The sequence below is a fragment of the Leeuwenhoekiella sp. MAR_2009_132 genome, assembly GCF_000687915.1.
In the GTDB taxonomy this organism is placed as follows: Bacteria; Bacteroidota; Bacteroidia; order Flavobacteriales; family Flavobacteriaceae; genus Leeuwenhoekiella.
Map to the genome: position 1 here is coordinate 624151 of NZ_JHZY01000002.1, position 12952 is coordinate 637102.

15 protein-coding genes are annotated in these 12952 nt (G+C 32.1%); 1 reads left to right on the plus strand and 14 read right to left on the minus strand.

Translation table 11 applies throughout. From position 1 onward, the window contains the following. Positions 1 to 7 precede the first annotated feature (7 nt). From P164_RS02660 to P164_RS02685, 6 genes are all read right to left on the minus strand, one after another. Positions 8 to 886 carry an NAD(P)H-binding protein gene (locus P164_RS02660; protein ID WP_028374935.1) on the minus strand — a complete coding sequence of 293 codons (879 nt, stop codon included), beginning with the start codon at positions 884 to 886 and terminating at the stop codon, positions 8 to 10. Between the two features lie 474 nt (positions 887 to 1360). Next, a complete protein-coding gene (locus P164_RS02665; RefSeq protein WP_028374936.1) occupies positions 1361 to 1927 on the minus strand; it encodes a hypothetical protein in 567 nt (188 codons plus the stop codon). Between the two features lie 117 nt (positions 1928 to 2044). After that, positions 2045 to 2419 (minus strand): integrase core domain-containing protein, encoded by a 375-nt coding sequence (locus P164_RS02670; RefSeq protein WP_051621156.1) that lies wholly within the window; start codon positions 2417 to 2419, stop codon positions 2045 to 2047. Between the two features lie 207 nt (positions 2420 to 2626). Then, on the minus strand, positions 2627 to 2950 hold the full coding sequence (locus tag P164_RS02675) for a type II toxin-antitoxin system PemK/MazF family toxin (protein WP_028374937.1): 324 nt from the start codon (positions 2948 to 2950) through the stop codon (positions 2627 to 2629). Next, positions 2941 to 3186, minus strand: coding sequence for an AbrB/MazE/SpoVT family DNA-binding domain-containing protein (locus P164_RS02680; protein ID WP_028374938.1), 246 nt, complete (start codon positions 3184 to 3186; stop codon positions 2941 to 2943). The genes P164_RS02675 and P164_RS02680 overlap by 10 nt, the downstream gene beginning before the upstream one ends. Before the next feature lie 405 nt (positions 3187 to 3591). Beyond that, a complete protein-coding gene (locus P164_RS02685) occupies positions 3592 to 3870 on the minus strand; it encodes a hypothetical protein (protein WP_028374939.1) in 279 nt (92 codons plus the stop codon). A 354-nt stretch (positions 3871 to 4224) separates the two neighbouring features. Here P164_RS02685 and P164_RS02690 point away from each other — a divergent pair, with 354 nt between their 5' ends. After that, positions 4225 to 5196, plus strand: coding sequence for an IS110 family transposase (locus P164_RS02690; protein ID WP_028374940.1), 972 nt, complete (start codon positions 4225 to 4227; stop codon positions 5194 to 5196). Between the two features lie 127 nt (positions 5197 to 5323). Here the strand turns inward: P164_RS02690 and P164_RS02695 are convergent, their stop codons facing one another. The 8 genes from P164_RS02695 to P164_RS02730 form a co-directional block, all read right to left on the minus strand. Then, positions 5324 to 6205 (minus strand): hypothetical protein, encoded by an 882-nt coding sequence (locus P164_RS02695; protein WP_028374941.1) that lies wholly within the window; start codon positions 6203 to 6205, stop codon positions 5324 to 5326. 145 nt (positions 6206 to 6350) lie between these two features. Next, entirely contained in the window at positions 6351 to 6869 is a 519-nt protein-coding gene (locus P164_RS02700) for a hypothetical protein (protein ID WP_028374942.1), read from the minus strand. 84 nt (positions 6870 to 6953) lie between these two features. Further along, positions 6954 to 7817, minus strand: a complete 864-nt coding sequence (locus P164_RS02705) for an IS3 family transposase (RefSeq protein ID WP_028375394.1) — start codon at positions 7815 to 7817, stop codon at positions 6954 to 6956. Continuing rightward, positions 7814 to 8194: a helix-turn-helix domain-containing protein gene (locus P164_RS02710; RefSeq protein WP_028375393.1), complete on the minus strand. Its 381-nt coding sequence runs from the start codon at positions 8192 to 8194 to the stop codon at positions 7814 to 7816. The genes P164_RS02705 and P164_RS02710 overlap by 4 nt, the downstream gene beginning before the upstream one ends. A gap of 207 nt (positions 8195 to 8401) precedes the next feature. After that, positions 8402 to 9541, minus strand: coding sequence for an erythromycin esterase family protein (locus P164_RS02715; protein ID WP_028374944.1), 1140 nt, complete (start codon positions 9539 to 9541; stop codon positions 8402 to 8404). 496 nt (positions 9542 to 10037) lie between these two features. Beyond that, complete coding sequence (locus P164_RS02720; protein ID WP_028374945.1) at positions 10038 to 10337, minus strand: hypothetical protein; 300 nt, start codon at positions 10335 to 10337, stop codon at positions 10038 to 10040. Positions 10338 to 10485: 148 nt separating this feature from the next. Then, the gene (locus tag P164_RS02725; protein ID WP_028374946.1) at positions 10486 to 10899 is read right to left on the minus strand and encodes a DUF4375 domain-containing protein; all 414 of its coding nucleotides are present in this window, start codon (positions 10897 to 10899) and stop codon (positions 10486 to 10488) included. Between the two features lie 233 nt (positions 10900 to 11132). Continuing rightward, on the minus strand, positions 11133 to 12821 hold the full coding sequence (locus P164_RS02730) for a WG repeat-containing protein (protein ID WP_125411736.1): 1689 nt from the start codon (positions 12819 to 12821) through the stop codon (positions 11133 to 11135). Positions 12822 to 12952: the final 131 nt, after the last annotated feature.

Below are 12952 nucleotides of genomic sequence, written 5' to 3' on the forward strand. Positions count from 1 at the left end.
TATCATTCTATTTATTGTACAATGTAGCAAATTCATTTGCGAAGTCTAAAAGACTCTCACGACCCATCTCTGAGGGTTTATTGTTTTCATAATTTTCAGTCAGCCTACCATTCTTTAAACTGTGATACATTTCAGTAAATAGACTGGCTATGTGGGTAGGTATTCCATTTTGTTCCATTCCTTTTTTTATGTCTTCGTCTGATACTATTGTCCACTTCAAATCTGGTTTACCCATTGCTTGACCCAATGCCGTTGCAATTTCCTGTCCGGTATGTTCTGAACTTGCAATATATCTAAACAAACTACTTTGATTGTTTTCTAATTCATAAGTTGCTACCTCTGCTATGTCTTTTGGCGAAACAAGTGGAAATTTAGTTGTACCGTAATTGGCTAAAATTTGACCGGTATATTTTATCATATCAATGTAATTATTGAGATTGTAGTAAAAGTAGGTTGGTCTTAATATGGTCAGACTTATTTTCGGTAGTTGTTTGATGATTTCTTCTGAAAAATGCGAACCCAATATTGGTCCTGTTCCATAATTGAGGTGCCCTCCAAAACTACTTAAAAGTACAACTCGGTAAACTCCTGTTGTTTCAATTGCTTTTGCAAAATTTGTACTTGTTTGTCTGTAATATTCTCTGATATCAGGTTGTGTGTAATCCGGTGGATTCATTAAGAAAACAGCATCTGCACCAGAAAAAGCAGCAATTAAAAAATCTAAATCCTGTAAAGAGCCAATTTGGGGTTTACAGTTGATGTTTTCAATTTCCGCCTTTCGTTCTACTGAGTGACTTATAATTGTTACTTCGTGACCTTTTTTAATAAGGTTTTCAGCAAGTGTTTTCCCGATGTTTCCTAATGAACTTGTAAGTGTTATTTTCATTTTATTATATTCATTTGTGAGCAACAAAATTCTAATAACGCTTATGTATTGATGTAGTCAAATTAGGCTTTTCTCAAGCCAAATTTGATAATTTCATTATGTCAAGGAGTTAAACACATCTTTTTTAAATGTCTAGTCAAAAAATACGGCTACAGGTTTAAATTAAGTTACGCCTGATTTTAAGTACCCTATCTGGCTTTAAGATACCCTAAAATTCAGCTCTCCGCCATTGCCTACAACTTCAAAAAATACCTGCAGTTTATTGAAAAACGCGTAAAAGTGGGGCAGGGATGCTCGGCTTGTTTTTAAAGTTCACAATAACGCCAAATCAAGAGTATAAGTCCATTTTAAAGAGACTTCATTCTGCTAATTTACAAACGATATAAAACTAGAAAACCGCTTAAAAGCGGTTTAAATACGTGATATTTTCTAAGAATTAAAGGCTTGTGCAACGGTTAACGGGTTTAGGCACAGTTATTTTAGTTTAAATATTTCTTCTCCAATTTCTTTTTCAATCAATTCATTCGCCAAATAAGTTATTTTAAATTCCTCCGTTTTGATTGAAAATTTTAGATAAGGTCTTTTGGCAAGCCCATAATATTCATTCAAATAGAAATCGTTGTGGTCAGAATATAATTCGGGATTGATTTTCGGACTTTCGGAATTGTAGCAATAATTCAAAGTCACATTTTGATTGTATATGCTAATAGCTTTGAATTCATAACACTCACAATCTAAATTCATTATTTTCTGATTTTTGATTTTCCCTTTACTCAATAATTTAAGAGAGTTTTCTCTTGTGTCCAAAGAGTCAACTTGAGAATTGTTTTTGTTCGTAAAATAGAGTTTAGCTTTTTTCGCAAAATAATATTGTGAATCAGCTCCAAATTCAGCACTATTCAGATGAACTCTACGGAAGTTTCCATTTACAGAGTAATACATTAATAAACTGTCTCCATATTTGTCATTCAATTGTTTTTGAAATCCTTCTGGGGCTAATTCAGTTGTTGTGATTTCGGTTGAGAACTTTATAACCCTCAAAGTTGTTTTGTCCGTTTGAACTACAACTTGTTAAAATCAAAAAAGCTAATATTATTAATCTGTTCATTTGTCTTGTACTGAAATAGGTTGACCAGTTACCGGTTTACTATTTTATTTTTATTGAGTTACTAATATCGGTATTTTTCTGTATTGTCTGTAATTATGATTTTGATTTGAGTGAGTGAGGTTTGGAGTTTTAAATTCCAGGCTGTAGTGCATTCGTTTGGAGTTGTATATTTTAACTGCTTTTTTAACCATTTTCTGAGCTAGTTTAAGATTCACAATTGTTTTACCCAATCCAAATACCTGTTTTAATATTCCGTTTATTCGTTCGGCTACGGCATTCTCATATGAGTCGTATTGCTGAGTCATACTTATGTTAATCTGGTTTAATTCAGCAAAAGAGGTATAAGTAGGATTACAGTATTGCAACCCGCAGTCTGAATGGTGAATGAGCTTTTGATGTGGGTAGTTGCGTTGTGTTAATGCCATTTGCAGGGCATCTATGCAGAGGCTTGTTTTTAAAGTTCACGATGACGTTAAATCAGGAATATAAGTACATTTTAAAGAGACTTCATTCTGCTAATTTACAAACGATATAAAACTAGAAAACCGCCTAAAAGCGGTTTAAATAAGTGATATTTTCTAAGAATTAAAGGCTTGTGCAAGGGTTACCGGTGTTGGGCATTAATACTTTTTTCAGTCCACAAAGGTTTCTTTTATTACTTCTTTGCATTTTTCAATTTCCGATTTTGTTAGACTTTCAAAAACTCGAATTATTCTGGTTTTATCAACTGTGCGAATTTGGTCGATTACAATCATTCCCTTTTTTCCGTTGTGTTTTACTGAAACTCTAGTCGGATATTGTTTCAAGCTAGTTGTCATTGGCGCAAGTACGATTGTATTCAAATATCTATTCATTTCATTTGGCGAAACGATAACACAAGGTCTTGTCTTTTTAATTTCACTTCCAGTTGTTGGGTCAAGGTTTACAAGAACAATTGAATATTGTTTTAAATCCATTCTTCGAGGTTTTCATCATCAAACACATCGTTCATAAGTAACTTGTCGTCTCCGTTTTCATTCATTTTTTTAAATTCTTTTTCCCAATTTTTTCTTGGTGAAGCAACTGGTTTAAGAATAATTTGTCCTTTTTCTAGAATAAGTTCAACTTTGTCCTTGATGTTATACTTTTCCAAAATGGTCTTGCTCAAACGAAGCCCTTTTGAATTTCCGATTTTTATTATTGATGTTTCCATAATTTACTAAATGTTATTACAAAGTAACTACATTTTATTGATATATTAATTGTAGTTCTCAGTTTTTAATGTTTGTCAACGGTCTTGGCTATGATTTCGTTGCTGGAAAATCCGCAGAATTCTTATCGCCATACTTGAAAGATAGTAAACTAGTCTGGAATTTTCGGTAGTAAATTCCGCCGCAATGAATTATAGTCGGTGTTACAAGCTGGCTTTTTTCGGTTCCTTATTTTTTTTTAGTCAGTTTAATGTTCATTTTATTTTGGGATATATCCTTTATAATATAAAAAGTCAAAAAAATTGATGAAATCAGAAACGGTGTACTTGTCCAAAATGCAATTTCGTAAAGCAAGTAATAATTCCAATTTCCAGAAGATAATAAGTAAACTGAAGTCCATAAGAGTATTAATCCAAATAATCAGTTAGATTTTTTGTCCGAATATTTTTAAGAAACAAGCTTATTATTAAAGTGAATTTACCTAAAATTGATAATATTATCACCAAAGATAATCTATCTTCAAATCCACCATTTAAATTAAATTCTATTCCGTTTTTTAGCATTAAAGGAACTGAAATAATTCCGATGACATCAATCATTCCCATAACCCCAATTCCGTGTCCAGCTCCTATTACGATGAAACAATGAATAAGTAAGGTGAAAATGATTAGTTTTTTTATATTCATACAGTTTTTATCAGCTTGCTTGTAACGGTCTAGTATAACCGTCAGTTACGGGTTAATATGCGTTAATTTTCGGTTTAGCACTGACTTTAGCAATTCCGAGTGGATTCGGACGTAGTCGAATCCGCCGTAATTGCGGTTATACATCTTAAGTTTGATTCTCTTTAAATTGATAGTATAAATCAGAAAGAACAAAGAGAAGATTAAGGTTATGTTATACGCTGAAGCGTTAGACTTCGTCAACATTGATAATCCCCTCTCTTTTACTACTTCAACCACGTTCAGTTCTGTGAGGCTCGACCTCGTTTTCAAGTTGTTGTGATTAAGGTAGTATGCTCTTTCATAAAATCAGTTCTTATGAATAAATATAAAGAAACTTTTGGAGTTGATATCAGTAAGGATGTCTTTGATGTTTATGGTAGTGAAAGCAGTCATTCTCAATATAAGAATGATGAGCAGGGTTTTAAATTATTTGTCAAAACACTAGCCTCAGATTCTTTGGTAGTTATGGAAGCTACCGGCTATTACCATTATCGGCTTGCACATTTTCTTTACAAAAAAGATTTTACAGTATCTGTAGTAAACCCATTGTCAGTCAAGCGCTTTATTCAGATGAAACTTTCAAAGATAAAGACAGATAAGAGCGATGCCAAAGCTATTTGTGAGTATGCTTTATTCAACGAGGTTACTGTTTACAATGCCCTTAGTGATGTACAGGCAGAATGCCTACAGCTCTTTAGGTTAATGGATAGTTATTTAAAGAAGCGTACGGCAACTAAAAACAAACTTCACGGGGAAGAAGTGCTGGGCACGCCATCTAAATATGTTTACAGGTCTTTAAAGCGTGATCTTAAACATTTAAATAAAGAAGTGAAAGGTATCGAAGATCGTTTGTTAGAGCTTGTTAAACAAGATCAACAGCAACAACTAACTTTATTAACTAGTATACCTGGTATCGGTATTAAAACGGCCTTATTTTTAGTTGTGATAACAGATGGCTTCTCTAAGTTTGAGAAGGCCTCTCAACTGTGCAGTTATGTAGGGGTCACCCCGACAATACGGGAATCTGGGAGTAGTGTAAGAGGTAGAAGCAGGATCAGTAAGATGGGAAACAAAAAGCTAAGGAACCTATTGTTTTTATGCGCGTTCAATGCATGTAAATACAACCAAGGTAGCAAGGAAATTTATGATCGAATCGTAGCTAAGGGTAAGAGTAAAAAACTGGCATTGATTGCAGTGGCTAATAAATTTTTAAAGCAGGCTTTTGCTATCGCTAAATCAGGATTACCCTACGATGAAAATTATGTTTCTGTTATACATAAAGGATAGCTCCAAGATGAAATAAGTGAAACAGTTAAGATCTGTAGTTACAGATTTTAGCAAAGGATACTTATGTCTCAAATTTAATATAGAAAAGAGTTGTTTTTTACCTCAGTTCTTTGTTACCTGCAGGCTTTTAGTTTTCCCAAGTTTTATTTCCATCTGTTGTTAACGTTCTTTTGTAATTGGTTAAGTTAGCAATGTTGTGAAAATTTTCTTGATTTATTTTAAGTCCATTCAAAAATGTTGAATTATCAATTTCTTGTTTAAAAATATTAGGATTTGGATAGAATTCTTTGGATTCAATTAATTCTAAACCAGAAATGAAATGTGGTAAAATGCCACCTAATATTGAATATTCTCTTTGATATTGATAAGGGTGAATAGAATACGTTGGTAAACCATATTTTAATAAAACATTTTTGTTTGCTCTTATTGGAAACCAACAATGCAATATAATTCTATAATTTTCTCGTTTACCATTAGCAAACATTTCTGCAATTTTATAATCTTTCGTTGTTGATACGAAATGAGATTTTTTTTTATAATTAATTGCAGCAAGTTGATGTAGCATTATTAAATAATAATTTCGAATATTTATTCTTTCTTGATGGTCAGCATTTTCAATTTGTTGAATAAAAATCTTCTTGTTTGCTTTATTCATAAAAAACTCAGTGAATTTTTTATTTCTCTCAAAGAAGAATATAGTATTCTTGTTTTTGCTTTTTAAAGAATCATTATAGTACTTGACTATTTTATTAAAAACATAATCATCAGCTTCTTCAATTCGGAAATTTTCATTATCCGTGTAATATCTTTGAGCTTTCTCACCAACCATAAACAGTCTATCCAATAGAGTCTCAATGTTAGTGTTCATTTCATTAAATTCAACATTTAATCTGTAGCATAGATTTCTGAGAGAATCACCTCGATAAATTGGTTGAATAATTCTTTTTCTAGTTAATTCAATTTGCTTTAATAAAAAATCATTATGTCTTTCTAATTCTATATTTGTCATTATGAGTGGTACAGCTTGCAGGTAACGTTATGTGTATGGGCTGTGGCGTGGACTCGTTACGGAACATTCCAAACCGATATATGCCCGAGGAAAATCCGCAGGATTTTCCAAGTAGGCAAGAACTAGCCATAGCTTATACACGGTGTTACCACCAGTTTTTATTCAGTTTTTCTTCAATCAAATAGTTTTCCGTTGCGGAAATTTCTTTTTTGAATGATAATTTTTCAATTCCGTTACTTTCTTTCATAAACCTTAAAGTTGCATAAAAATCAGAAACTTCCAAGTTAGAATCCAGTTTGATGTCTATAAAATAACTCGCCAATTTTCCTAAACTATCATTTTCTATTTGGTATTCAGCTAATGGTCCATCAGTTATTTTAAATGATTCAGGAATAGGTGTAATCCTCACACTATTTCCGCGAATTTTTATATTATCAATCTTGTGATTTATGTTATATTCTCTAATCGGACGAATCATTGATGAATCGCACAGAAAATGATAATTCTTAACCACTGAACTTTGATTATTTTCTAAAAAGTCAGTTATATTGGTCAATATTATGCTGTCTTTTGTTTTTTCCTTTTCAGATGAAGTGAGTTCTATCTTTACGGACTTAACATCATTTTTACAAGCAACCAATGAAATAAGAAATATTCCAATCATTGAAATCCGTATATTTATTTTAATCCTCAAGAGTTTGTCTTATACTGAAATAGGTTGACCAGTTGTCGGTTTACTATTTTGTTTTTATTGAGTTACTAATATCGGTATTTTTCTGTATTGTCTGTAATTATGATTTTGATTACTGTGAGCAAATTCCGGAGTTCTAAACTCCAGGCTGTAATGCATTCGTTTTGAGTTATAGATTTTGACTGCTTTTTTAACCATTTTCTGAGCTAATTTCAGACTCACAATTGTTTTACCCAATCCAAATTCCTGTTTTAATATTCCGTTTATTCGTTCGGCTACGGCATTCTCATAAGGGTCGTATTGCTGAGTCATACTGATGTTGATTCCGTTTCTCTCTGCGAAGTTAGTATAGGTAGGGTTACAGTATTGCAAACCGCGGTCGGAGTGATGAATTAGCTTTTGGTCTGGATATTCTCGTTGTGCTAAGGCCATTCGTAATGCATCGATGCAAAGACTTGTTTTCATATGATCATCAATTTTATAACCCATTATTTTTTTAGAATAGGCATCTGTTACCAGTGCCAGATATGCATTACCACCATCTGTTTTGATATAGGTGATATCACTTACCCACAGCTGCTCTGCAGCTTGGGGAATGAAGTCTTTAACTAAATTAGGATATTTATAAAAGTGATGTTTAGAGTTTGTTGTGATATGTGCTCTTTTGGTTCTGGGTATGAGCAGTCGATGTCTTCTAAGAAGTGAATAGAAGCGATCTCTGCCCATTTTAATATTCTTTTCAACAAGAGCCGGTTTGATTGATTTATATAGTTTTAAACCGCCTGTTTTGGGCATTTCTTTTCTGACCTGTTCAATAAGATCAAGAATTGCCAGTTCTTGCTTGTTGGACTTTTGATGTGTTGCCAGACGCTTGTAAAAAGCTTGTTTAGATATCCCGAAACATTGATAAACCCATTTCATTTTAAAAGGTCTCTTTTGCGTTTTTCTATCTCTTTGGCCAATGCTTCGGGCAAATGCTTTTTTGCTAGATCAAGTCCTGATAAGTTCTCGAGATTAGCGATGTAATCCCTTTGAAACTCTTTTACAAACTCCAGTTCTTTAATTTTATCTTTTAGCTTTTTGATTTCATCTTGTTTACTCATACCACGTTTCTTTTGTTCTAAGGTACTGTATTTTTTTAGCCAATAGTCAATAGAAGATCTTGAAACGTTGTAGGATTTAGCAGCATAATTAACGGAGATCTGACCATTTTGGATTTGGTCAATGATCATTAGTTTGAGTTCAAAGCTTACTTTTTGATACTGTTTTTTTGGGCAGGGAGGTTTGTTGTCTTTCATCTTGATCCTGAATTAAATGATTGATTTTTAGTCAACCTATTTCAGGAAATGACGGTTTTTCAAATTGGTGGTAACGTTGTTGTATATGGTTTGTTGCGTGGTTTAGTACGTAATTTAGCAAATAAAAACCGAATAGAAAATCCGCGAGGATTTTCGTAAGTAGGCAAGAACTAGCAATTTTTTATATACTGTGTTGGCAACAGTATTTTATTTAAGATATTTTACTTTTTCTCCTTTGGAAATAAATATTAATGCATCAAAATGCTTGAACCAATTGGTTTTATTTTCCTCAAGATTAAACATCCCTTCAAATTCTTTTTCCGAATATGCTGGATTTTCACTAATTAGTTGTTTTGAGTCAACAAAATAATTCTTTTCAGTTGTCGGTAATAAGTGAAGTAAGTTTCCAGTGTCTTTGCTAGATTTCTCTATCCAATTCTCTTTTCTATAAGGCATATGGATTGATGAAATAGCAATATGATATGAAATATTAGGGTTTATATTTACGAATTGTCCTCCCATAGTTTGACTTTTCATAAAATCATATTCGTATTTTGTCATATGTGCATTGGCTAACCAAACAATAAATTTTCTTTCAGGCATTGAATTAACCAAGAAATCCAGGTTTTTTGCCATTTGACTGTCTCTAACTGGTATTCCTTTTTTATTGCTTTTATGAGTTGAATTTATAATAATGTCGCTTTTGTAACTTTGCAAAAATTGAGACCAAAGTTTATCTTTTATTACTGTATCATTTTTTATTAGGTTATCAACCTCATTAATTAGGTATTCTAAATTTGATTTACCAACAATTTCGTTTGCCTTCTTTCTGTTTTTGATATAATTTTCAGTTGTTTCCGTGAATTTTTCATCAAAACTAATAGAATTATTTTTTAGAAATTCAGTCAGTTTATTTTTGAAATTATTCCAAGTATAACCAGAACCCATTTGATTATCAAAACCCCAAATGGTTACATTATGCTCTTTTAAAAATTTAAATAATTCTTTGCATTGAACTGAACGAGACCAGAACGAATATAAATTTGTTTTATCGTGGTCAAAATAAAGTCCGAAAAAATCCGCCTCAAATGCAATGTCTTTATATCCTTTCTCTAATACTAAATATTTTACATATTCAGTTTTCGCTAAAAAATCTGAACCAATATGATGTTCAGATTCTCCCAAAAACACAACTTTTTTATCAGCTAAATTTGCCTTTAAAATGTTTTTAACATCATCGGTTAAAAGATTTTCCATTGAGTTCAATTCGTGAATATTTTCATCGATTTGAGCCAAAATGGGATTTAGACCAAAGACCATTAAAAGTATTACTGTCGTTTTTTTCATATTGTTGCCAACGGTTTGTGTATGTTTAGTTGCGTGGTTAAGCACTTAATTTAGCAAATAAATCACAGATAGAATATTCCGCAGGAATGTTCGTAAGTCGGCAGTGACCAAGCAATTAATTATACACGGTGTTACCACACGTTTTTATTATTCATTTCAGAAAATCAGTCTTTCAATTTAACTTCTGATTGAGAATAGAAAAATCAAAATCAAAAGTGTAATTAAATTCGTTTTGAATTTCACATATTCTTGTTTTCTATTTTTTTTATTATTATTTAAATTAAAAATCCACCAACAATTAAAATCGGCAAATAATTTAAAATTATGTCAACATGCCATAATTCCGAAATTCGACTCGCAGTTGCTCCTTCTCCATAAATTCCCCAAAAAGCAAATATCTCAATCAAAATAAGAAGTAATAGAATTCCGAAAAACAGAACTGACCTAATTCCAATTCAGATATAATTGGTTTTAATTTTAAAAAATTCAGACGTATTCATCCAGAAAAAGTTTCAGTTGTTAAGTTCAAACAGACAATTGCTAAAATTATATGAATTCCAATTAAGTAAAATTTCCATTTCGGTTTTTTAGTCAGAATTAGAGCATAGATTGGAATTTGTACAATCGCAATTATGGTCGGCAAAATTCCAATTCCGTTTTTTGTTAAAATAGCAATCATCATTGTAATTGGATAAACAACTTTTGCAAGCAAATAAGTTCCGTGTCCACCACCCATTGAAAATACGACAATGACTAATAAAATTAATGTTATAAAAATGGTAGTTCCGATTTTCATCAAATGTGTGGTAACGGTCTAGTATAACCGTCAGTTACGGATTAATATGCGTTAATTTTCGGTTTAGCACAGACGTTAGCAATTCCGAGTGGATTCGGACGTAGTCGAATCCGCCGTAATTGCGGTTATACATTGTTGTAGTGCGTTTTTATTTTCCAATTCCGCTGTTATTTATATGTTCCAACAGAGCATTTTCCAGTTCGTCTGATACTTTCCAAAATTTATTGTCCATTTCCTCAATGTAGTCCTCGAATTCGTCTTCATCAAATTTTTCGAATTCCTCTTGTCGAGCATCTGGTCCTTCTGGAATTCCATTTGGCAAATAGGTTTTGTTAAATTCACGTAATTGGTTAGCCACCGAATTAAAATTCAGATATTCCAAATCCTCAATCGTATCGGCATTTTTGTCAGCTCCGTAATTCATATAATGGTCCCATAATCCGCCAGTTGTCAAAGGTTCAACATTAAACCAAACTCGTTGTTCACGAGTAAGTTTTTCATAATTGGAAAATCCAATTTCAACTATTTTTTCCCACGCGTCTTGGGCTTCGTCTCTTGTCATATTTTCGGTTTTCTCAAATGCACTACAACGGTCTAGTATAAGAAAAGTAGGGCAGGTGTATGCGATATTTTTCGGATTAAGCTAAAGCCAAATTTTTAAATTTTGTTAATTATCTTTTCTTGTTTCAATTATACCAAATTTAAAAATTTGGCGACTTTACAAATACACACAAACCTTTCGGTTAAGCACTTTTTGCCCTATTTTTTTTATACATTGTTAGCAACTGGGCTTTATCAGTTGTTTAATAAATATCCGAATTTTTCATTAATCAGCTTTTCACTGACATTTTCTTCTAATATGTTTCCTTTCGTATCAGTTGATATGTACTTCCCGTTCCTTTTTAAGTATACAGTATCTAACTCTTTATTAGTTAAATATGGCCATTCCCATAAAATTTGTTTGTATTGAATCGGATGAATTATTTCGTTTTTCCAATTAATTGTTCCAAAAACACCATTATTCGCTACTTTAATAAGTTTGGAATTATCAACTGAAATTTCATCATATTCTGTCGGTATAACTATTTTTCCATCTCTGCTTATCAACCCTTTTTTTCCATTCTTAGTTACGAAATGTTCATCAGGACCATACTCTACCCAATTGGATATTTCCTCATATTCAATAGGTATAATCACATTTTCTTCAATATCTATTTTCCCAATTAATCCATTTTTTTTAACCAAGAAACCATTATAAGTAGGGTCTATATGTTCATATGAAAAAGAAACTATTTGTTTTCCATTAAAATCAATTATACCATACTTATCTGATTTTTTCGCTATGAAATAATCATCAGAACTAACAGAAATAATTTCTTCAAATTCGAAAGGATATTGAACTTCTCCTTTATGGTCAATTAATCCAAACTTTCCATTTCGCTTAGCGAATGTAATTGGCTTTCCGTCAAATGGTTCAATTTTTTCGTATTCAAAAGGTATTTCCCTTATTCCTTTGTCCGAAACAGTTCCTACCATTCCAGAACTGTTAGTTAAAACGAAATATCTATGGTATGATTCTTTGCCTTTATAACTATCCCATTCAAATTCTTTGATGTCAAAATCGGTTATTGGATTTCCTCTGTTATCTAAAAGCTGTATATTTTTGCCTTTTTTGATTGCGAAAAGGTCAGATTCGTTTGAGTATTCAGTTGGATGTTCGATAAAGTCGTATTTGATTGGTAAAACGACATTCCCAAGTGTATCAATAATTCCATATTTGCCCTTTTTTGATACAATTCCTAAATAATTTCGATAAGGTTCTGCAATATCATAAGTTCCAAAATTCACTACTTCTTTGAAGTCTTTATTTAGATAAGCTACTTTGCCATTTTTTTCTACTCGGCAAAGTCCTCTCTCAAAATAGGTGTAATTTCTATCATCAAAGTAAGATTCAGTTATTTTGTCGTATTCAAATTCGGTCAATTGTTTGCCAGAACAAGAAAAAAATGCCCACTTTCCGTCTTTCATTGCACACACCAATGAGTCGATTTTGTTACTTCTTACTTTTTCAAATTGAATGGGAACAATCTCATTACCACTTTGGTCTATAAAACCATATTTGCCATTTAATTTAGCACGTGCCAATCTACATTTGTAAAAATGGCTTTCGTTTTCGTATTTAAATGGTATTACTACTTTACCTTTTCTATCAATAAAACCGTATTTATCATTTTTCTTCGCAGGCGCAAGTCCGTGAGAGAAAACACTTAAATCGTCATAAATGAAGGGTATTAGGGTATCCTGTTTTATGTTTATGTAACCACTTTTTCCATTTGATTGAGCTAAAATCATACCTTCTTCATCTATCGGATTCAGAAATTTATATTTATTTAGAGGTATAACTGCTTCTCCATTTTGATTTACAAAGCCCCAAGAATTTTCGCCCATCACTCGTTCGAAAGTTTCAAATTCTGAAGTTTTCAATTCGTTCTTATTTGGCTTGCAAGAAATCACAAGCAAAAGAATAATCAATATGTTTATAAATGTTCTCAATGTTTGTCTTGCCTTGTTGCTAACGGTTAGTATATGGCTCGTAGCGTGTAAATTAGCGATAA